This is a genomic window from Streptomyces sp. NPDC051214 (genome assembly GCF_040682375.1).
GTDB lineage: Bacteria > Actinomycetota > Actinomycetes > Streptomycetales > Streptomycetaceae > Streptomyces.
On the sequence record NZ_JBFBAT010000007.1, the window covers coordinates 66,254 to 85,806 of the forward strand.

Sequence of the window (19,553 nt, forward strand, 5' to 3'; positions counted from 1 at the left end):
GATTGCTCGCCGAGCGGGATTTTCTTGCGAGCGTGCCGTCAGGCCACCCGAGCGCCCCGGCGCCAGACCTCGCTGACCAGCGGGACCCCCGGGCGGTAGGCCAGGTGGACGTGGCTGGGGGCGTCCAGGAGGGCCAGGTCTGCTTGGGCTCCCTTGCGGATGTGGCCGATGTCCGTGCGGCGCAGGGCCGCCGCGCCGCCCGCTGTGGCCGACCAGATCGCCTCGTCGGGGGTCATGCCCATGTCGCGTACCGCGAGGGCGATGCAGAACGGGACCGAGGACGTGAAGGAGCTGCCCGGGTTGCAGTCCGTGGAGAGCGCCACCGTCGCGCCCGCGTCCAGGATGCGGCGGGCGTCCGGCCACTGGGCCCGGGTGGAGAACTCGGCTCCGGGCAGGAGCGTCGCCACCGTGTTGCTGTTCGCCAGTGCGTCCACGTCGGCGTCCGTGAGGTGTGTGCAGTGGTCCGCCGATGCCGCGTCCAGCTCTACGGCGAGCTGGACTCCGGGGCCGTACGAGAGCTGGTTCGCGTGGATGCGGGGGTGCAGGCCCTTCGCCTTGCCCGCCGTGAGGATCGCGCGGGCCTGGTCGCCGTCGAAGGCGCCCTTCTCGCAGAAGACGTCGATCCAGCGCGCGTGGGGGGCGCAGGCCTCCAGCATCTCGCCGGTGACGAGGTCCACGTACGCGGCCGGGTCGTCGGCGTAGTCCGGGGAGACGATGTGGGCGCCGAGGTACGTCACTTCGTCCGTGTGGCGGGAGGCGATGCGGAGGGCCCTGGCCTCGTCCTCCGTGTTGAGGCCGTAGCCCGACTTCGTCTCGAAGGTGGTCGTGCCCTGGCGCAGGGCCTCGCGGAGGTAGTGCGTGAGGTTCGCTTCGAGCGTCGCATCGGAGGCGGCTCGGGTGGCGGCGACCGTGGTGCGGATGCCTCCCGCCGAGTACGCGCGGCCCGACATGCGGGCGTTGAACTCCTGGGTGCGGTCGCCTGCGAAGACGAGGTGGCTGTGGGAGTCGACGAAGCCGGGGATGGCTGCGCGGCCCTTTGCGTCGTACGTCTCGTCCGCCGCGGGGGCCTTGGCGGCCGGGCCCACCCAGGCGATGCGGTCGTCGTCGATGACGACCGCGGCGTTCTCGACGAGGCCCAGGGGGCTTCCGTCCCCCTGCGAGGGGTCGTTCGTGACGAGGCTGGCGATGTTGGTGATGAGGGTGGTGAGGGTGGTGGGCATGGGGTCCTCTGCGGGTGAGTGGGGGCGGGCGTCTTGCCTCCGGCGGTTCTTTCCCCGATCCCACCCCTTCCCGAAAACCCGGCTCCGCCGGGACCGATGCGCACCGTCATCACCGGCTCCGCCGAGTTCGTCCTCAAACGCCGGACGGGCTGGAAGGACCGCGGGGCAATCGGGCGGGTGGGCGGGGGAGGCTCGTTCGGTGCGAGGGAAGCTGCGGGGTGATCGGGCGGGTGGGCGGGAGAGGCTCGTTCGGTGCGGGCGAAGCTGCCGGGTGATCGGGTGGGTGGGTGGGGAAAATCCGCCGCGGAGCGGTGGTGCAGGGCCGCTGGGTCAGTCCCGCAGCGCTTCCACCGCCTCCGCCAGCGCCCCCGGTACGTCCGGTACCAGCGCATGCGCCCCGTCTCGTACAACGTGGCGGCCGCCCACCACCGTGTCGCGGACATCCGCCGACGTGGCCGCGAAGACCGCTGTCTCCGCCGCCAGGCGAGGCAGGGGGCCCGCCGTGCGGACCGAGTCCAGGGCGATCGTCGCGAAGTCGGCCAGCGCGCCGGGCTCCAGAACGCCCGCGTCCGCCCAGCCCAGCGCCGCGTGCCCGTCCGCCGTCGCCGCGCGCAGCAGCGCCGCCGCCGTCCAGTGGCCGCGCGTGTGCGAGCGGAGGCGTTCGTTCAGCTCCATGGCCCGCGCCTCCTCCAGGATGTCGATCACCGCGTGGCTGTCGCTGCCCAGGGAGAGCGGGCTGCCCGCCTGCTGGAGGCGGACCGCCGGGCCGATGCCGTCCGCCAGGTCCCGTTCCGTCGTGGGGCACATGCACGTACCGGAGGAGGAGCGGCCCAGGAGCGCGATGTCCTCGTCCGTGAGGTGGGTGTTGTGTACGCCCGTCGTGCGGGGGCCAAGCACCCCGTGGTCCGCCAGAAGGCGAGTTGGAGTGCGGCCGTGGACCGACAGGCACGCCTCGTTCTCCGCCTTCTGCTCGGAGAGGTGCACGTGCAGCGGCGCCTTGCGGGCCGACGCCCAGTCCGCCACCGCGCCCAACTGCCGGGCGGGGACTGCCCGTACAGAGTGGATCGCCGCTCCGATCCGCGCGTGCTCGCGGTCCTTGAGAGCCGAGGCCCGCTCCGCCCACGCCTCCGTCGTGCCGTCGGAGAAGCGCAGCTGGTGGCGGTTCGGGGCCTCGCCCCGCGTGTCGCTGAGCAGCCCCGACGCCACGTACGCCGTGTCAAGAAGCGTGATACGGATGCCCGCGTCGGAAGCCGCCTCGATCAGCGCCTCGCCCATCGCGTTGGGGTCGGCGTAGGGCGTGCCGCCCGGCGCGTGGTGCACGTAGTGGAACTCGCCCACCGTGGTGATGCCCGCGAGGGCCATCTCCGCGTACACCGCGCGGGCCAGCGCGCGGTACGTGTCCGGAGTGAGGCGGTCCGCCACCGAGTACATGACCTCGCGCCACGTCCAGAACGTGCCGGAGCCCACCTGGACCGTGCCCCTCAGGGCCCGGTGGAAGGCGTGCGAATGGGCGTTCGCCAGGCCCGGCAGCGTCAGGCCGCGCAGCACCGTCGCGCCTGGCGGCGGGGCCTCCACGCCCTTGCGGACGGCCGTGATCCGGTCGCCCGTCACCTCCACCGCCACGCCCGGCTCGACCGTCGGGTCGAGCCAGGCCTGCTCCAGCCAGTAAGTCTCCGTCACCTGCACGCCAGCCCTTCCAGTACGTCGGCCAGTGCGGTCACCCCGGCCACGCAGTCGTCCTCGGCGGCGAACTCGGCCGGGGAGTGCGAGATGCCCGTGGGGTTCCGTACGAACAGCATGGCGGTCGGGATCGAGCCGGACAAAATACCCGCGTCGTGGCCGGCGCCCGTGCCCAGGACGGGGAGCGCCCGGCCCGTGCTGCCGCCGAGAATCCGGCCCAGTTCGTCCCGCAGCGCGTCCTCGAACTCCACCACCGGCGTGAAGGACTCCCGTACGACGTCGAGGTCGATGCCGTGCCGGTCCGCGTACTCGCGGGCCGCCTTCTCGATGCCCGTGACCACCGTGTCGAGCGTGGACTGGTCGGCCGCCCGCGAGTCCAGCCAGCCGCGCACCAGTGACGGGATCGCGTTCACGCCGTTCGGCTCGACCGCGATCTTGCCGAAGGTGGCCACCGCGCCCGCGAGTTCCGCCTCCCTGCGGGCCGCGAGGACCGTCTCCGCGTACGACAGCATCGGGTCGCGGCGGTCCACCAGGCGGGTGGTGCCCGCGTGGTTGGCCTCGCCCCGGAAGTCGAAGCGCCAGCGGCCGTGCGGCCAGATGGCGGAGGCGATGCCGACGGGATCGCCGGTGAGGTCGAGGGCTCGGCCCTGTTCGACGTGCAGTTCCACGAACGCGCCGATGCGGGCGAGGCGTTCGGGGTCCGGGCCGATGGTGGACGGGTCGTGGCCCGCCGCCTCCATTGCCTGGGGGAGCGTGATGCCGGACGCGTCCGTCAGCTCGTACGCCTTCTCGCGCGTGAGCTGTCCGGCGGTCAGGCGCGAGCCCACGCAGGCCAGGCCGAAGCGGGCGCCCTCCTCGTCGCCGAAGTTGGTGAGGGCGAGGGGGCGGCTGAACGACACCTTCCGTGCGCGGAGTTCGTCCAGTGCGGCGAAGGAGGAGACGACCCCGAGCGGGCCGTCGAAGGCGCCGCCGTCCGGTACGGAGTCCAGGTGCGAGCCCGTGACGACCGCGTCGCCCCGGGCCGGGTCGCCGAGCCAGGCCCACTGGTTGCCGTTGCGATCGACCTCGTAGTCGAGGCCGCGCGCCTCCGCCTGCGCCTGGAACCAGAGGCGGCACTCGGCGTCCGCACCGGTCCAGGCGTAGCGGCGGTAGCCGCCCGAGGCGTCGCTGCGGCCGATGGGCCGCAGCGAGCGCCACATGGCGTGGAACGTGTCGCTCACGCCTGGCCACCCTCGCCGGCCTGGTCGCCCTCGCGCATCGGGATGCGTACGCCCTTCTCGTCCGCCACCGACTCCGCGATGTCGTAGCCCGCGTCGACGTGCCGGATGACGCCCATGCCGGGGTCGTTGGTCAGGACGCGGCGGATCTTCTCGCCCGCGAGCTTCGTGCCGTCGGCGACCGAGACCTGGCCCGCGTGGAGGGAGCGGCCCATGCCGACGCCGCCGCCGTGGTGGATGGAGACCCAGGAGGCACCCGACGCGACGTTCACCATGGCGTTGAGGAGCGGCCAGTCGGCGATCGCGTCGGAGCCGTCGAGCATGGCCTCCGTCTCGCGGTACGGGGATGCGACGGAACCGCAGTCCAGGTGGTCGCGGCCGATGGCGAGGGGGGCGGCGAGGGTGCCGTTGCCGACCATGTCGTTGAACATGTCGCCCGCCTTGTCGCGCTCGCCCTGGCCGAGCCAGCAGATGCGCGCCGGGAGGCCCTGGAAGTGGACGCGCTCGCCCGCCATCTTGATCCAGCGGTGCAGGGATTCGTTCTCGGGGAAGAGGTCCAGGAGCGCCTTGTCCGTCTTGTGGATGTCCGACGCCTCGCCGGAGAGCGCGGCCCAGCGGAACGGGCCCTTGCCCTCGCAGAAGAGCGGGCGGATGTAGGCGGGGACGAAGCCGGGGAAGGCGAACGCACGGTCGTAGCCTGCGAGTTGGGCCTCTCCGCGGATCGAGTTGCCGTAGTCGAAGACCTCGGCGCCCGCGTCCATGAAGCCGACCATCGCCTCGACGTGCTTGGCCATGGACTCACGGGCGCGGGTGGTGAAGCCCGCCGGGTCCTTGGCCGCGTACGTCGCCATGTCGTCGAAGTCGACGCCAGTGGGGAGGTAGGCGAGGGGGTCGTGGGCCGAGGTCTGGTCCGTGACGATGTCGATGGGCGCGGACTCGGCGAGCATGCGGGGAAGGAGGTCGGCCGCGTTGCCGAGCAGGCCGATGGAGAGGGGGCGACGGGCGTCGCGCGCCTCGACCGCCAGCTGGAGAGCGTGCTCCAGGTTGTCGGCCTTCACGTCGAGGTACTTGTGCTCGATGCGGCGCTCGATCGCGCGCGGGTCGACGTCGATACAGATCGCTACGCCGTCGTTCATCGTGACGGCGAGGGGCTGGGCGCCGCCCATGCCGCCGAGACCGGCGGTGAGGGTGATGGTCCCGGCGAGCGTGCCGTTGAACTTCTTCGCTGCGACGGCGGCGAAGGTCTCGTACGTGCCCTGGAGGATGCCCTGCGTGCCGATGTAGATCCAGGAGCCGGCGGTCATCTGGCCGTACATGGTGAGGCCGAGGGCCTCAAGGCGCCGGAACTCCTCCCAGTTCGCCCAGTCGCCCACCAGGTTCGAGTTGGCGATCAGGACGCGCGGGGCCCACTCGTGGGTCTGCATGACGCCGACCGGGCGGCCGGACTGGACGAGCATCGTCTCGTCCTGCTTGAGGGTCTTGAGGGTGCGCACCATCGCGTCGAACGAGCGCCAGTCGCGGGCGGCCTTGCCGGTGCCGCCGTAGACGACGAGCTTGTCGGGGTGCTCGGCGACCTCGGGGTCGAGGTTGTTCTGCAGCATGCGCAGGGCGGCTTCCTGCTGCCATCCCAGGGCGCTCAGTTCCGTACCGCGCGGTGCCCGTACGGGGCGGGGTCCTGACATGGCGATGCCTCCTCGTGGTGCTCTGCTGTCTGCTGTGACCTTGTTATTCACATCCTGCGATGTTGAATAGAGCTAGTCAATACGTTGACGGGGCAGCGATACCACGTGACGGATGATTGGCTGGAACACATGAGCGATCAGGGCACGGAGACCGCACACGCGACCGAGACGGACAGAGAGGATCCGGCGGACCGCGCCGTCCGGCGTGACCAGGCCGTCCGCGCCGCCGTCGAGCTGGGCCTCGTGGACCCCGCGTCCCCGATCATCGGGCTCCTGGACGTCGACGGCATCCGCTCGGCCGCCGCCGCGCTGCACGCCGCCTTCGAGGCGGTCACACCGCCCGGCACCCCCGTCCTGCACGCCTTCGCGGTGAAGGCGTCGCCCCTGGTCCCGGTCCTGCGCCTCCTTCGCGACGCCGGCATCGGCGCCGAGGTGGCGAGCCCCGGCGAGCTCGCCCTCGCGCGGGCCGCCGGTGTGCCGCCCACGCACACCGTCCTCGACTCACCCGCGAAGACCGCCGCCGAACTGCGCGAGGCCCTCGCCCTCGGCATCGCCGTGAACGCCGACAACCCGCAGGAACTCGCCCGCCTGGACGCGATGACCCGCTCGGCGCCCACCGGCTCCCCCATCGGCCTGCGCGTGAACCCGCAGGTCGGCGGCGGCTCCATCGGCGCCCTGTCCACCGCGACCGCGACGTCCAAGTTCGGCGTCGCGCTGCTGGACGAGGGCGCCCGCGCGTGGATCGTCCAGGCCTACCTCGACCGCCCGTGGCTGACGCGCCTGCACGCCCACTCCGGTTCGCAGGGCATGCCCCTGGAGCTGATGGTGCGAGGGGTCGCGGCGACGTACGAACTCGCCGAGGAGATCAACGGACGGGTCGGCCGGCAGCAGATCGACACCATCGACATCGGCGGCGGCCTGCCCGTCAACTTCGGCTCGGACGAGGAGACCCCGACGCACGCGCAGTACGCCCGCCGCCTGAAGTCCCGCGTGCCGGGGCTGCTCGACGGGCGGTACGGCATCGTCACCGAGTTCGGCCGCTCGCTGCTCGCCAAGCACGGCACGATCCTGGCCCGCGTCGAGTACGCCAAGTCGGCGGGCACCCGGCCCATCGCCGTGACGCACGCGGGCGTCCAGGTGGCCGCCCGTACGGTGTACGCGCCCGCGTCCTGGCCGCTGCGGATCGCCGCGTACGACGAGAAGGGCCGCCCCAAGAGCGGACCGGCCGTCGGGCAGGACATCGCGGGCCCCGCCTGCTTCGCGGGCGACCTGCTCGCCGAGAACCGCCCGCTCCCACTGCTCGAACAGGGCGACTACGCCGCGGTGCTCGACACGGGGGCGTACTACTTCGCGCACCACTACTCGTACAACAGCCTGGCCCGACCCGGGATTTACGGCTTCGCCGCGGGCGAGGGCGGCGAAGTCGGCTTCGCCACCGTGCGGGAGCCGCAGTCCCTTCAGGAGATCGTCGCCGAGTCGGGGGGTGCGCTGCGGGACGCGTTGCGCGACCTCTGAGGTTGCTCAACTCCCGCATCCCATCGGCACTTCCGGGGCAGATGCTCCCTCCAGGCACACCCTCGGGGGAGATGATCCTGTGACGACATCCGCAAAGGACACCGGTACGCCGCCGCCGTCCGGAGAACCCGCGCTGAACCGCGCGATCGGCCCCAAGCTCCTGATCCTCTTCGTGATCGGCGACATCCTCGGCACCGGCATCTACGCCACCACCGGCAAGGTGGCGGGGAAGGTCGGCGGCGCGCTGTGGCTGCCGTTCGCGATCGGCTTCGTCGTGGCGATCCTGACGGCGGCGTCGTACGTCGAACTGGTCGGCAAGTACCCGAAGGCGGCGGGCGCCGCCCTCTACACGCAGAAGGCGTTCAAGGTCCCGTTCCTCACCTTCATCATCGCCTTCATGGTGATGTGCTCGGGGCTCTCGTCGGCGAGCGCCGCGGCCCGCGCCTTCAGCGGCGACTACCTCGGGGAGCTGACGAGCAACGCGCTCCCGCCGACGCTGGTCGCGATCCTGTTCATCCTCGCGCTCGCGGCGCTGAACCTGCGGGGCGTCTCGGAGTCCGTGAAGACGAACGTCGTCCTCACCCTCGTCGAGCTGACGGGCCTGGCCATCATCCTCGCGATCGGCGCGTACGCGGTCCTGAGCGGGGACGGAGAGCCCTCGCGCCTGACGGACTTCGAGGCGGGCGACGGCACGGCCTACGCCCTGATGACGGGTGTGCTGGGCGCGACGGCGCTCGGGTTCTTCGCGTTCGTCGGCTTCGAGGACTCGGTGAACATGGCCGAGGAGACGAAGGACCCGACGCGCACGTTCCCGCGGGCGATCTTCCTCGGGGTGGCGGTGACGGGCACGATCTACGTCCTGGTGGCGCTGGTGTCGTCGCTCCTCGTCGACTACAAGGTGCTCGAAGGGTCGAGCGGCCCGCTCCTGGAAGTCGTGAAGGCGGGCGGCATCGACTTCCCGCACAAACTCTTCGCCCTGATCGCCCTGTTCGCGGTCACCAACTCGGCGCTGATCAACATCATGATGGCCTCGCGGCTCTGTTACGGCATGGCCAACGAGCGCATCCTGCCGCGCGCGATGGGCCGGGTCCTGTCCCGCCGCCGTACACCGGTGGTCGGCATCGTCTTCGTCTCGCTGCTGGCGATCGGCCTGGTGTCGACGGGCGAGATCGAAGGGCTCGGCGACACGACGGCCTTCCTGCTGCTCTGCGTGTTCGCGGTGGTCAACGTGGCGGTCCTCGTCCTGCGCCGCGACCCCGTCGAGCACAAGCACTACCGCGCCCCGACGGTCCTTCCGGTGCTCGGCGCCCTCACGGCCCTGATCCTCGCGAGCCCCCTCGCGGACCGCCCGGCGGAGGTCTACATCCGGGCCGGGGTGCTGCTCGCCATCGGCATCGGGCTGTGGGCCGTCAACAAGGTGGTGCTCAAGGCGCGCGGCGAGGAGTGAGGGGGGCGGTCCGGTCGTCGGCCGCCACAATCGGTCAGGCTCGGGCCCGAACTCTCCTCTCCTCGCACTGATCCCGTCGAGGTCGGGCATGTTCCCCTGGAAAGTGCCCATTTCCCAGGACTCTCCACCACTTCTGCGTACCTTCCTCACACCGGGCGGCGCTGAGCCCCCGGTCGGGTGGTAGGGGCCACCCGGTTCAACCCTGGGGAAGGGGAGCCGCGTGCCCGGAATCGACGAGTGTCTGCTCGAAGCGATGACACTGCCTGGTGCGCGCGGCGCGGCGATCGTCGACTGGACCAGCGGGCTCGCCCTCGGTTCGGTCGGCGATCCTCCCGGCGGCGACCACGAGGCGACCGCGGCCGAGACCGCGGAGGTGGCCCGGTCCGCGGCGGAGTACCAGGCGTTCGCGCCCAGGGACGACGCGCCGGACACGGGGCGGGGCGACGACCGCAAGGGGCTCCCCGTCGAGGACCTCATGCTCACCACGCGGACCGGGTTCCATCTGATCCGCTTCGTCGAGACGACCTTCGACAGCAGCGTCTTCCTCTATCTCTGGCTCGACCGGCACACCGGGAATCTCGCGCTCGCCCGCATGCGGCTGCGCGATCTCTCCGAGCGCCTGGTGCTGGTGTGAACGCCATGCGCATCACGGCCGCCGCCACCTCACCCATGCTGATGCGCCTCGCCGACGAGCGGGCGACCGGTGCGCTGCTGCGCGACCAGGGCACCCTCTATCTCGTCGAGGGCCGCGTCGTGCACGCGGAGTCTCCCGCGGCGCCGGGCATAGACGTCCTGCTGACGGCCGGCGGCGCGCTGCCCCCGCAAGGCTGGCAGGAGGCCCTCTCGCTGGCGGGCACGCGCAACGAGGTGGGGCGGCAGCTGATCGACAGCGGCCGGGTCACCGCGGGCGAGCTCGAGGTCTGCCACATCGGCGCGCTGTTCGACGCCGCGTTCTTCGTCCTCGGCCCGGCGAGCGGTCCCACCCGGTTCCGTTACGGCGTCGCGCACTGGCTCGGCCGGGTGCGCCCGGTGGAGGCCGAGGCCGTGGAGCGCGAGACCCGGCGGCGCCGCGCCCTCCTGGACAGCGTCTGGCCCTGCCCCGAACTGGACACCTCTCCTGTCGTGGCGCGCCCGCCCGCGCCCGGCCAGACGGTCACCGGACGCCAGGACGCGCTGCTGCGGCTCGCCGACGGCGTCCGTACGCCGACGGCCATCGCCTGGGCGCTGGGCCGGCCGTCCTTCCACACCCTGATCGAGGTCAGGCGGCTCGCCGCGGCCGGGCTCGTGGAACCTCCGCGCACGCCCGGCCAGGCCCTGCCGATGCTTCCCGCCCCGGCCCGCGAGGACCACGACGAACCGGACGTGGCCCTGCTGCGCCGGGTCCGTGACGCGCTGGAGGCGACCCTGTGAACGTCCGTGCCGCTCAAGGGACTTGGCCCCCGTGCCCATGAAGTTTTTCGCGCTCTGGAAGCGCGCCGGGAGGAGAGAGCTGATGGCTGCCGAAGCCGACGTACTCGTCGAACTGAAACGGCTGCGGACCAGGATTCCTCAGCTCAAGGGCGCCCTGACGGCCAGCGTCGACGGCTTCGTCCTCGCGCAGGACGCGCCGGACGTCGAACCGGAGGGCCTCTGCGCGCTCACCGCGGCGGCGCTCGGAGTGGCCCTGCGGCTCTCCGACGCGACGCATCAGGGCGGCTTCCGCGAACTGCTCATCCGCGGTGAGGGCGGCTATGTGGCGACGTACACGGCCGGCTCGTCCGCGGTGCTCACCCTGCTCGCCGAGTCCCGAGTCAACGTGGGCCGGCTGCACCTGGAGGGCCGCCGTTCGAGCGTGCTCATCGGAGAGCTGGTCGACGCCGCCGTCGAACGAGCGGAGGAAACCTGACCCATGTCCCCCACCACACCCTCATCGTCCCCAGCACCGCGTACACCCGGCAGACGGAAAGGAAGTGCGAAATTCATGGCCAACACAGAGACATCGCTCAAGGAAGTCACCACCTCGATCGAGGGAGTCATCGGCGCAGCCCTGGTCGACTACACGAGCGGCATGGCGCTCGGCACCATCGGCGGCGGGAAGGACCTGGACCTGGCCGTCGCCGCGGCGGGCAACACCGACGTGGTGCGCGCCAAGCTGCGCACGATGGAGCTCCTGGACCTCAAGGACGAGATCGAGGACATCCTGATCACGCTCAGCAGCCAGTACCACCTGATCCGGCTGATCAAGGGCCGCAACAACAACGGCCTGTTCCTGTACGTGGCCCTCGACCAGAAGCGGTCCAACCTGGCCATGGCCAGGCACCAGCTCAAACGCATCGAGGCGAATCTGGACGTCTGAGCGCGTCTGAGCCAGGCACACGGAGAACGACGGACCGGGCCTTGTGGCCCGGTCCGTCGTGTCACGGCCCCTGGTTCAGCAGCTCTTCACCCAACGGACCGCGTCGACCTCGAAGGTCTTCTTGTTCGCCCACTTCTCGCCCGGGGACAGGCATCCCCACCTGGATTCGCTGCTGCCCGGGTAGTTCCACTTGACCTTTACGTGGTCGTAGGGCTCGTCGGTGTAGCCGTTGTTCCGGGCCGAGTCGATGCTCTTGAAGTTGCTGTCGCTGTCGGCGTGACGCTCGTACCGCGTGCCGTCTCCGTTGTCCCCCGTGTAGAAGCAGACGGCTCCCTTGGTGCAGGCCCACGCGTCGGCGTTCACGCCCTGGGAGGTCGCGGCCCCCGCCGTCATCGTCCCCCCGGTGGCGAGCAGTGCCGCCGAACCGACGCCGACCAGCACCATTCTCATCGTGCGCATCTTTACCCCCGTTGTCCGCCGCCCCCTTGGCGGCCTGACACGACCATGCCGTCCGGCGCGGTCCGGGGGTACCTCGCAACTCATAGGGTCGCCGGGAGCGACTCACTCCACGAAGAGCCCCCGCGCCGCCGCCCCCGCGTCGAACTCCTCAAGCCGTGCCTGGGCGTCGGGGAGGTCGTCGCACATGGCCTCCAGGAGTACGCGGCCCAGGAGCATCGGCGCGCAGGCCGTGTCGAAGGCGAGGCCCGTGCCGACCGCTGCCGGGAGGAGGAGGTCGGAGTGCGCGGCCACGGGGGCGAACGCCGAGTCGGCCACCGTGACCACGGAGAGGCCCGCGCCCTGGGCGTGGGCGAGAGCGTCCACCACCTCCCGCGGGTGCCGCGGCAGCGCGAAGCACAGGAGCGCCGTCGCGCCCGCCCGTACCGCCGCGTCGATCCGGTCGGCCAGCATCGTGCCGCCCTCGTCGAGGAGGCGTACGTCGGGGTGGACCTTCGCCGCGAAGTACGAGAAGCCGTACGCCTGGGACGCGGCCGCCCGCAGCCCGAGGACGGGGAGCGGGCGGGAGGAGGCGAGGAGCCGCCCTGCGCGCTCGACCGGCGACGGGTCGGCGAGCACCTCCGCCAGGTGCCGCAGGTTGGCGATCTCCGCCTCGACCGCCTGCTGGTACTCGTTGAGGGAGTCGCCGCCCGCCGCCTCCGCGGGCGCCAGTTCCCGCAGGTGCCTGCGCAGCGCCGGATAGCCGTCGAAGCCGAGCGCCACCGCGAAGCGGGTCACCGAGGGCTGGCTGACCCCGGCGAGCTCCGCCAGTTCGACGCTGGAGAGGAAGGGGACGTCCGCCGCCCGCCGCACCATGCAGTGCGCGATGCGCCGCTGGGTGGGCGTGAGCCGGTGCCCCTCGAAGAGCACTTGCAGCCGCGCCGCAGGACTGTCACTCATACCGTTCCCCTCACAACACCCTGACTCTCACCCAGGTTCGACCACAGCTCCGTGAACCGGTCGAGCAGCCCGGCCGCCGCCGTCACATCATGCGTCAACGGCCGGTCGGCCAGCTCCGCGTCGAGGACGGAGTCCGCGAGCTCGAAGGCCCGCCCGACGGGCAGCTCCGGGTCGAGGCGCATGTCGCGCTGCCTCAACGCCCGTACAGCAGCGACCAGTTCGCAGCCCACGACCAGGCGGTACGCCTCGCACGCCCGCAGCGTCTGGCGCGCCGCGAGCGAGGCGAAGCTGGCCTGCTCCTCGACCCCGCGGGAGAGCACGGCGTGGCCGAGTGAGGCGGGCGCGGAGAAGGCCCGCAGGTCACCGAGGGCCGCGCCGGCCGCGTACTCCAGGATCATCACGCCCGACGAGGCCGGTTCACCGTCCGCGAGGAAGGGGCGCAGGCGGGTGAAGCCCGGTTCGTTCAGGGTCGAGAGGCGGGAGGTCGACAGACGCGCCGCCTGGGTCACCGCGAGCCTGAAGTGGTCCAGGGACAGGGCGAGTTGGGCCAGGTAGAAGCCGCCGTGGTGGTACGCCGCCATGTCGTCGGCCGAGATCAGCGGGTTCTCGGCGGCCGCGTTGATCTCCACCGTCAGGACGTCCTCGAGGGCGTCCGCCGCGTCGTGCGCGGGCCCATGGATCTGCGGCACACAGCGCAGGCCGTACGGGTCCTGGATGCGGCCGAGCGGTGGCGTGGGGCGGTCGGGCGCGCCGAGGATCTGCCGCATCCGCTCGGCGACCGCGTACGAACCGGAGTGCCGCCGCGCCTCGTGCACGGGCAGCGCGTACGCCTCGTACGAACCGTCGACCGCCATCAGGGTCAGCGCGGCCACCACCTGCGTGGCCGCGATCAGGCCGCGCAGTTCGTGCAGGGCGAGCGCGGACTGGCCGAGGGTCAGGGCGTTGCTGCTGATCAGGGCGAGGGCGTCGTTGTTGTCGAGGGGCTGCGGCTCGGGGGCGGCCCCCGGCCCCTGCCAGGGGTGCTCGCCGGCGAGGGCGAGGCCCATCTGCGCGAGCGCGGCGATGTCACCCGTCCCGACCGAGCCGAATTCGTTGACCCGGGGGTACGCGCCCGTCTCCAGGGCCTGGCAGAGGGCCGTGACGACGGTCGGTCGCAGGCCCGCGCCGCCGGCGAGCAGTTGGTTGGCGCGGACCGCGAGCATCGCGCGCACCTGCCGTGCGGGCAGCTCATCGCCGATCGCCCCGGCGTGGCTGCGCAGCAGCCGCAGGCCGTGGTCGGCGGCCGCCTCGGTGGGCACGGACTCATTCCGGTTGGCGCCCACTCCGGTGGAGCGGCCGTAGACGCGGCCCCAGGAGGCGATCTCCCGCGCGGCGTTCCAGGAGAGCTCCACCCGCTTCATGCCGTCCGTGCCGGGTACGGGCTTAGCGGTGGATTCGGCCATACGTACGACATCTGCGACCATCAGTCCCCGGCCGTCCAGGACGACGACCGAGTCACTGGCGTCGGTCGCCCTGTCCGCGATACGAGACGACATCACTCGTCATTCCTCCTCAACCGGACGCTCAGTCTTGCCCTGCGACCACTTGTCACCAGTGATTTACGTCGGGGCGTGGACAAGCTATTGACAATCTATTCAGTCAACGAGAACTCTGCATGACGATATACAGCCGGGCAAGGGACTCCTCATGATCCAATTCGATACGGTCCACAAGCGCTTCCCGAACGGCACCACCGCGGTCCACGACCTCAGCCTCGAGATGCCGGAAGGGGGCGTGACCGTCCTCGTCGGATCTTCCGGTTGCGGCAAGACGACCACGCTCCGCATGATCAACCGGATGGTCGACCCGACCTCCGGGACGATCAGGGTGGGCGGCAAGGACGTCCTGGAGCAGGACGCCGCCGAGCTGCGCCGCTCCATCGGTTACGTGATCCAGCAGTCCGGGCTCTTCCCGCACCGCACCGTCCTGGACAACATCGCGACGGTGCCGCTGCTGCTCGGCTGGGGCCGCAAGAAGGCGCGGGCGCGGGCGGCGGAGCTCCTGGAGACGGTCGGCCTCACCGCCGACGCCGGGAAGCGTTACCCGCACCAGCTCTCCGGGGGCCAGCAGCAGCGCGTGGGCGTGGCCCGCGCCCTTGCCGCGGACCCGCCGGTGCTCCTGATGGACGAGCCGTTCGGTGCGGTCGACCCCGTGGTCCGCACCCAGCTCCAGGACGAACTCCTGCGCCTGCAGCGGGAGTTGAACAAGACCATCGTCTTCGTCACGCACGACATCGACGAGGCCGTCCGGCTCGGTGACCGCATAGCCGTCTTCCGCACCGGCGGCCACCTCGTCCAGTGCGCGAGCCCCGCCGAGCTCCTCGCCCGCCCCGCCGACGACTTCGTCGCGGACTTCCTGGGCGCCGAGCGCGGCCTGAAGCTGCTCTCCCTGACGACGCTCGCGGACGTCCCGCAGGCCCCGGCCCCGGAGGGCGGCGCCTGGACGCTGCGACTCGACGGGGCGGGAGCGCCGGTGTCCTGGCGGCACAAGGACGCCGAGGCAGCGGACGTCCCCGTACGCCCGCTGCGCGACACGGACTCGCTGCTCTCCGCCCTGAACGAGTCGATAGCCGCCCCCAGCGGCCTGGTCGCCCGGGTCGACGCGGAGGGCATCCTGACCGGCGTGACGTCGCGGGACGACATCCACGACCACGCGGGGCAGGTGCACACCGACGCGAGCGCGGCGGACGCGGGTGCCGTGGACGCGGGTGCCGTGGACGCGGGTGCCGTGGACGCGGGTGCCGTGGACGCGGGTGCCGTGGACGCAATCGCGGTGAAGGAATGACCGTCGACTGGTCGTGGATAGCCGACCACACCGATGACCTCACCACCCTCACCCTCTCCCACCTCCAGGCCGCCCTCACCGCCGTACTCCTCGGCCTGCTGATCTCGCTCCCCCTGGCCGTCCTCGCCCACCGCGTGCGCCCCCTGCGCGGACTGCTGCTCGGTCTGTCGAACGTCCTGTTCACCATCCCGTCCATCGCCGTCTTCGTGCTGCTCCTGCCGGTCAGCGGGCTCACCCGGACCACCACCGTCATCGGCCTGACGATCTACACGCTCGTCGTGCTCCTGCGGAACACCGTCGAGGGTCTGGACTCCGTACCGGCGAAGACGAAGGAAGCCGCGAAGGCCATGGGCACCCGCCCCCTGCGCACCCTCCTCACCGTCGAACTCCCCCTCGCACTCCCGGTGATCATGGCGGGCGTACGGATCGCGACGGTCATGGCGATCTCCCTCGTCTCCGTGGCGACCTACATCGGCGACGGCGGCCTCGGCCAGCTCTTCACGGACGGGTTCCAGCGCAACTTCCCCACCCCCGTCATCGTCGGCGTCGTCCTGACCCTGCTCCTCGCGCTCGTCGCGGACGCGCTCCTGGTCACCCTCCAGTACGTCCTGACCCCCTGGACCCGCCGCAAGAGGAGCGCGTGACATGTACGAACTCTTCAAGGATCTCGGCGCCTGGCTGGTCAGCGGCGACCAGTGGGCCGGGCCCGACGGCATCGGGCACCGCCTCGCCGAACACCTTCAGTACTCGCTGCTCGCGACCCTGATCGCCGCCGCGATCGCGCTGCCCATCGGCCTGCTCATCGGGCACACCGGGCGCGGCGCGTTCCTCGCCATCAACCTGTCCAGCTTCGGCCGCGCACTCCCCACGGTCGGCCTCGTCGTGCTGGTCTTCCTGGCCAGCGGCCTGTCCATGTGGCCCGTCTACATCGCCCTTGTGGCGCTGGCCATCCCCTCCATCGTCACCAACACCTACGCCGGGATGACCGCTGTCGACCCCGAGGTGCGCGACGCCGCGCGCGGCCAGGGCATGCGCTGGCACCAGGTCCTCTTCCAGGTCGAACTGCCCCTCGCGCTGCCGCTGATCATGACCGGGCTCCGGCTCGCGCTCATCCAGGTCGTCGCGACGGCCACCATCGCCGCGTACGTCTCCTTCGGCGGGCTCGGCCGGTACGTCTTCGACGGGCTCGCCCAGCGCGACCTCGTGCAGGTGCTCGGCGGTGCCGTGCTCGTGGCGGTCGTCGCCGTCGTCCTCGATCTCGCGCTCTCCGCACTGCAGCGCGCCCTCTTCCGCCACCGCCCCGCCAAGTCGGCCTAGGAGCAACCCAGATGGCCCCCATGAACCGCAGGACCCTCCTCGGCGGACTCTTCGCCGCCGCGTCCGTCCCCGCGCTCGCCGCCTGCAGCGGCGGCATCACCTCCCTCGACGGGGGAGGTTCCGGCGGCGGAGGCGGTGGCTCCAGCAAGGGCGGCGTCACCATCGGCACCGCCAACTTCACCGAGAACCAGGTGCTCGGCTACCTCTACGCCGCCGCACTGGAGGCGGAAGGCGTGAAGACGACCGTCCGCCCCAACCTCGGCACCCGCGAGATCCTCATACCCGCACTCAAGGGCGGCGACATCGACCTCCTGCCCGAGTACCAGGGCGCGCTCCTGCACTACCTCGACACCAAGGCGAAGGCCACGGAGGAGGGCGAGATGCAGAACGCCCTCGCCATGGTCCTGCCGCGCGGCCTGCAGATCCTCCCGTACGGCAAGGCGGAGGACTCCGACGCCTTCGTCGTCACCCGCGAGACCGCCGACAAGTACGGCCTGAAGTCCCTCGCGGACCTGGCGAAGCACAACGGCAAGCTCGTCATCGGCGCCGCGCCCGAGGTCAAGAAGCGCACGGTCGGCTCGGTCGGCCTCAAGGACGTGTACGGCGTCGAGTTCAAGGAGTTCAAGTCCCTCGACTCCTCGGGCCCGTTGGTGAAGGGCGCCCTGAAGAAGGGTGACGTGGACGTGGCGAACCTCTTCACCACCGACACGGACATCGTCGCCGAGAAGTGGGTCGTGCTCACCGACCCCAAGAACCTGATCCCCGGCCAGCACGTCGTCCCGCTCATCGCCGACCGCAAGGCCGACTCGACGGTCCGCAAGGCGCTCGCGCGCCTGGGCAACGCCCTGACGACCAAGGACCTCACCGAGCTCAACCGCCTGGTGGACAAGGACAAGAAGGACCCCGAGGACGTCGCGAACGACTGGGCGGCGCAGCACGGGATCAGCAAGAAGTAACCCCACCAAGAGGGCCCGACAAAAGGCAGTTCGTACAGCAGCAGGGAGTTCACCGGATCATGGCAGACACTCTCGTGGAGCGGCGCTCCATCGACGTCGTCCCCGACGACGAACGGCACGGCACCGCGTTCAGCCAGTTCACCCTCTGGCTCGGCGCCAACCTGCAGATCACCGCGGTCGTCACCGGCGCGCTCGCCGTCGTCTTCGGCGGCGACGTGGTGTGGTCGGTGATCGGCCTGCTGCTCGGCAATCTGCTCGGCGGTGCGGTGATGGCCCTGCACTCGGCGCAGGGCCCGAAGCTCGGCCTGCCGCAGATGATCCAGTCGCGCGCCCAGTTCGGGGTGCGCGGAGCCGTCGTACCGCTCCTGCTCGTCATCCTCATGTACGTCGGCTTCTTCGCGAGCGGCAGCGTCCTCGCCGGGCAGGCCACGGCCCAGCTGACGCACACGAACGACACCACCGGCATCATCATCTTCGCGGTGATCACCGCGGTGGTGGCGGCCGTCGGCTACCGCGTGATCCATGTCCTCGGCCGGGTGGCGAGCGTGATCTGCGCGCTCGCCTTCATCTACCTGGGCATCCGCCTCCTGGACCGGGTGGACATATCGGCCCTCCTGAACGACGCGCACTTCGACCTGCCGATGTTCCTGCTGGCCGTCTCCCTCTCGGCGTCCTGGCAGCTCGCCTTCGGCCCGTACGTCGCGGACTACTCCCGCTACCTGCCGCGTACGACGTCGGGGCGGGCCACCTTCTGGTGGACGCTGTCCGGGTCGGCGCTCGGCTCGCAGTGGTCGATGACGTTCGGTGTGCTCGTGGCGGCGAGCGCGGGCGAGGCGTTCCTCGCCAACCAGGTCGGATACGTGGTGGGCCTCGGCGGCACGGGCCTGATCGCGTCGTTCCTGTACTTCGTGATCGCGCTCGGCAAGCTGACCATCAACGTGCTCAACACCTACGGCGGCTTCATGTCGATGGTGACGAGCATCAGCGGATTCCGGGGCCAGAAGACGCTCTCGCCGCGCGGCAGGACGGCGTACATCGCGCTGATCATGGTGGCGGGCACGGTGGTGGCGCTGCTCGGCAAGGACAGCTTCCTGACGTCCTTCAAGGACTTCCTGCTCTTCCTCCTGACCTTCTTCACGCCGTGGTCCGCGATCAACCTGGTCGACTACTACCTGATCTCCAAGGAGCGCTACGACATCCCGGCGCTCTCCGACCCGCACGGCCGCTACGGAGCCTGGCGCTGGGACGCCCTGACGGTCTACGGCGTGGGCCTGCTCGCCCAGCTGCCCTTCCTCGTCACGCACTTCTACACGGGCCCGCTGGTGGAGCCGCTGGGCGGCGCGGACATCTCGTGGATCGTGGGCCTCGTGGTCCCCGCTGTCCTGTACTGGCTGCTCGCCCGCCGCGACACGTCCCACATCCCCGCGGAAAGGGGGGATAGCCCCACTGTCAGGGCCTCGTCCGCTGCGTAACGTAAAGGGCTATGGAAGCCCGAGACGCCGAACTGAAGAAGGAACTCGACGCCTCTTTGCACGCTCGCAAAGAGCTGGGCGAAGAGTATGAGTCCGCGCTGGTCGACTCGTTCCTCGAAAAGGTCGAGCAGCGCCTGGACGGCACCATCGACCGGCGGATGCGCCGGCACATGGCCGAGCAGCAGATGGTCGTGGCCCGCGGATCGCGCGCGCCGAACAGCCCCGTGGACTCCTGGGGCGAGCGCTTCGGGTTCGGCATCGTCTCGCTGATCCTCGCGATCCCCCTCTCGGCGATCGGCGTGGTCAACGCGGACCTGCCGGGCCTGTTCGTGACCTGGGGCGGCATCGTCGGAGTGAACGCGGTGCATTCGATGCGGGGCATGAGCTTCGGCCGCGGCAAGGACCGCGGCCGGAAGTCGGAGTGGGACGACTGAGAAGCCGGGGCTACCGGCGGCGTTCCCGTATACGAGGTTCATGCGCGGGGACCGCCGCAC

The 19,553-nt window shown here is 71.0% G+C and carries 19 protein-coding genes; 12 read left to right on the forward strand and 7 right to left on the reverse strand.

The genetic code is table 11. The annotated features are described in order from the left end of the window. Positions 1 to 38 precede the first annotated feature (38 nt). The 4 genes from hutI to hutU all read right to left on the reverse strand — a co-directional run bounded on the left by hutI (position 39) and on the right by hutU (position 5,799). Positions 39 to 1,220 carry an imidazolonepropionase gene (gene hutI, locus AB0M70_RS19460; RefSeq protein ID WP_365821200.1) on the reverse strand — a complete coding sequence of 394 codons (1,182 nt, stop codon included), beginning with the start codon at positions 1,218 to 1,220 and terminating at the stop codon, positions 39 to 41. Between the two features lie 330 nt (positions 1,221 to 1,550). After that, entirely contained in the window at positions 1,551 to 2,900 is a 1,350-nt protein-coding gene (locus AB0M70_RS19465; protein ID WP_365821201.1) for a formimidoylglutamate deiminase, read from the reverse strand. After that, positions 2,897 to 4,099, reverse strand: a complete 1,203-nt coding sequence (locus AB0M70_RS19470) for an allantoate amidohydrolase (RefSeq protein ID WP_365821546.1) — start codon at positions 4,097 to 4,099, stop codon at positions 2,897 to 2,899. Before AB0M70_RS19470 ends, AB0M70_RS19465 begins: the two co-directional genes overlap by 4 nt. 17 nt (positions 4,100 to 4,116) lie before the next feature. Next, positions 4,117 to 5,799 carry a urocanate hydratase gene (hutU, locus tag AB0M70_RS19475; RefSeq protein WP_365821202.1) on the reverse strand — a complete coding sequence of 561 codons (1,683 nt, stop codon included), beginning with the start codon at positions 5,797 to 5,799 and terminating at the stop codon, positions 4,117 to 4,119. 129 nt (positions 5,800 to 5,928) lie between these two features. Between hutU and AB0M70_RS19480 the strand changes: the two genes are divergently transcribed. From AB0M70_RS19480 to AB0M70_RS19505, 6 genes are all read left to right on the forward strand, one after another. Further along, entirely contained in the window at positions 5,929 to 7,314 is a 1,386-nt protein-coding gene (locus AB0M70_RS19480) for a diaminopimelate decarboxylase (protein ID WP_365821203.1), read from the forward strand. Positions 7,315 to 7,393: 79 nt separating this feature from the next. Next, positions 7,394 to 8,761, forward strand: coding sequence for an APC family permease (locus AB0M70_RS19485; protein ID WP_365821204.1), 1,368 nt, complete (start codon positions 7,394 to 7,396; stop codon positions 8,759 to 8,761). A 220-nt stretch (positions 8,762 to 8,981) separates the two neighbouring features. After that, complete coding sequence (locus AB0M70_RS19490; RefSeq protein ID WP_365821205.1) at positions 8,982 to 9,395, forward strand: hypothetical protein; 414 nt, start codon at positions 8,982 to 8,984, stop codon at positions 9,393 to 9,395. 5 nt (positions 9,396 to 9,400) lie between these two features. Beyond that, a complete protein-coding gene (locus tag AB0M70_RS19495; RefSeq protein WP_365821206.1) occupies positions 9,401 to 10,171 on the forward strand; it encodes a transcriptional regulator in 771 nt (256 codons plus the stop codon). A gap of 82 nt (positions 10,172 to 10,253) precedes the next feature. After that, positions 10,254 to 10,646 (forward strand): roadblock/LC7 domain-containing protein, encoded by a 393-nt coding sequence (locus AB0M70_RS19500; RefSeq protein WP_363211634.1) that lies wholly within the window; start codon positions 10,254 to 10,256, stop codon positions 10,644 to 10,646. 75 nt (positions 10,647 to 10,721) lie between these two features. Then, positions 10,722 to 11,096: a hypothetical protein gene (locus AB0M70_RS19505; RefSeq protein WP_365821207.1), complete on the forward strand. Its 375-nt coding sequence runs from the start codon at positions 10,722 to 10,724 to the stop codon at positions 11,094 to 11,096. Between the two features lie 75 nt (positions 11,097 to 11,171). Here AB0M70_RS19505 and AB0M70_RS19510 read toward each other — a convergent pair whose 3' ends face one another. From AB0M70_RS19510 to AB0M70_RS19520, 3 genes are all read right to left on the reverse strand, one after another. Next, a complete protein-coding gene (locus tag AB0M70_RS19510; RefSeq protein ID WP_365821208.1) occupies positions 11,172 to 11,555 on the reverse strand; it encodes a peptidase inhibitor family I36 protein in 384 nt (127 codons plus the stop codon). Positions 11,556 to 11,657: 102 nt separating this feature from the next. Next, positions 11,658 to 12,491 (reverse strand): MurR/RpiR family transcriptional regulator, encoded by an 834-nt coding sequence (locus AB0M70_RS19515; protein WP_365821209.1) that lies wholly within the window; start codon positions 12,489 to 12,491, stop codon positions 11,658 to 11,660. Continuing rightward, positions 12,488 to 14,026 (reverse strand): aromatic amino acid ammonia-lyase, encoded by a 1,539-nt coding sequence (locus tag AB0M70_RS19520; protein WP_365821210.1) that lies wholly within the window; start codon positions 14,024 to 14,026, stop codon positions 12,488 to 12,490. Before AB0M70_RS19520 ends, AB0M70_RS19515 begins: the two co-directional genes overlap by 4 nt. A 151-nt stretch (positions 14,027 to 14,177) precedes the next feature. Here AB0M70_RS19520 and AB0M70_RS19525 point away from each other — a divergent pair, with 151 nt between their 5' ends. From AB0M70_RS19525 to AB0M70_RS19550, 6 genes are read left to right on the forward strand one after another with little or no spacing between them, the layout of a single operon-like run. Then, the gene (locus AB0M70_RS19525; RefSeq protein ID WP_365821211.1) at positions 14,178 to 15,314 is read left to right on the forward strand and encodes an ABC transporter ATP-binding protein; all 1,137 of its coding nucleotides are present in this window, start codon (positions 14,178 to 14,180) and stop codon (positions 15,312 to 15,314) included. Continuing rightward, positions 15,311 to 15,958, forward strand: coding sequence for an ABC transporter permease (locus AB0M70_RS19530; protein ID WP_365821212.1), 648 nt, complete (start codon positions 15,311 to 15,313; stop codon positions 15,956 to 15,958). The genes AB0M70_RS19525 and AB0M70_RS19530 overlap by 4 nt, the downstream gene beginning before the upstream one ends. Before the next feature lies 1 nt (position 15,959). Next, the gene (locus AB0M70_RS19535; RefSeq protein ID WP_365821213.1) at positions 15,960 to 16,631 is read left to right on the forward strand and encodes an ABC transporter permease; all 672 of its coding nucleotides are present in this window, start codon (positions 15,960 to 15,962) and stop codon (positions 16,629 to 16,631) included. Between the two features lie 20 nt (positions 16,632 to 16,651). Further along, entirely contained in the window at positions 16,652 to 17,587 is a 936-nt protein-coding gene (locus AB0M70_RS19540) for an ABC transporter substrate-binding protein (protein WP_365821547.1), read from the forward strand. Between the two features lie 59 nt (positions 17,588 to 17,646). After that, the gene (locus AB0M70_RS19545) at positions 17,647 to 19,059 is read left to right on the forward strand and encodes a cytosine permease (RefSeq protein WP_365821214.1); all 1,413 of its coding nucleotides are present in this window, start codon (positions 17,647 to 17,649) and stop codon (positions 19,057 to 19,059) included. 11 nt (positions 19,060 to 19,070) lie between these two features. Further along, positions 19,071 to 19,493, forward strand: coding sequence for a hypothetical protein (locus AB0M70_RS19550; protein ID WP_365821215.1), 423 nt, complete (start codon positions 19,071 to 19,073; stop codon positions 19,491 to 19,493). The last annotated feature ends 60 nt before the right edge of the window (positions 19,494 to 19,553 follow it).

Coding starts and splice junctions, on each gene's coding strand:
- hutI (WP_365821200.1), bottom strand. CDS start 1,220: ATGCCCACCACCCTCACCACCCTCATCACCAACATCGCCAGCCTCGTC.
- AB0M70_RS19470 (WP_365821546.1), bottom strand. CDS start 4,099: ATGTGGCGCTCGCTGCGGCCCATCGGCCGCAGCGACGCCTCGGGCGGC.
- hutU (WP_365821202.1), bottom strand. CDS start 5,799: ATGTCAGGACCCCGCCCCGTACGGGCACCGCGCGGTACGGAACTGAGC.
- AB0M70_RS19480 (WP_365821203.1), top strand. CDS start 5,929: ATGAGCGATCAGGGCACGGAGACCGCACACGCGACCGAGACGGACAGA.
- AB0M70_RS19495 (WP_365821206.1), top strand. CDS start 9,401: ATGCGCATCACGGCCGCCGCCACCTCACCCATGCTGATGCGCCTCGCC.
- AB0M70_RS19500 (WP_363211634.1), top strand. CDS start 10,254: ATGGCTGCCGAAGCCGACGTACTCGTCGAACTGAAACGGCTGCGGACC.
- AB0M70_RS19505 (WP_365821207.1), top strand. CDS start 10,722: ATGGCCAACACAGAGACATCGCTCAAGGAAGTCACCACCTCGATCGAG.
- AB0M70_RS19510 (WP_365821208.1), bottom strand. CDS start 11,555: ATGCGCACGATGAGAATGGTGCTGGTCGGCGTCGGTTCGGCGGCACTG.
- AB0M70_RS19515 (WP_365821209.1), bottom strand. CDS start 12,491: ATGAGTGACAGTCCTGCGGCGCGGCTGCAAGTGCTCTTCGAGGGGCAC.
- AB0M70_RS19520 (WP_365821210.1), bottom strand. CDS start 14,026: ATGTCGTCTCGTATCGCGGACAGGGCGACCGACGCCAGTGACTCGGTC.
- AB0M70_RS19525 (WP_365821211.1), top strand. CDS start 14,178: ATGATCCAATTCGATACGGTCCACAAGCGCTTCCCGAACGGCACCACC.
- AB0M70_RS19530 (WP_365821212.1), top strand. CDS start 15,311: ATGACCGTCGACTGGTCGTGGATAGCCGACCACACCGATGACCTCACC.
- AB0M70_RS19535 (WP_365821213.1), top strand. CDS start 15,960: ATGTACGAACTCTTCAAGGATCTCGGCGCCTGGCTGGTCAGCGGCGAC.
- AB0M70_RS19540 (WP_365821547.1), top strand. CDS start 16,652: ATGAACCGCAGGACCCTCCTCGGCGGACTCTTCGCCGCCGCGTCCGTC.
- AB0M70_RS19545 (WP_365821214.1), top strand. CDS start 17,647: ATGGCAGACACTCTCGTGGAGCGGCGCTCCATCGACGTCGTCCCCGAC.
- AB0M70_RS19550 (WP_365821215.1), top strand. CDS start 19,071: ATGGAAGCCCGAGACGCCGAACTGAAGAAGGAACTCGACGCCTCTTTG.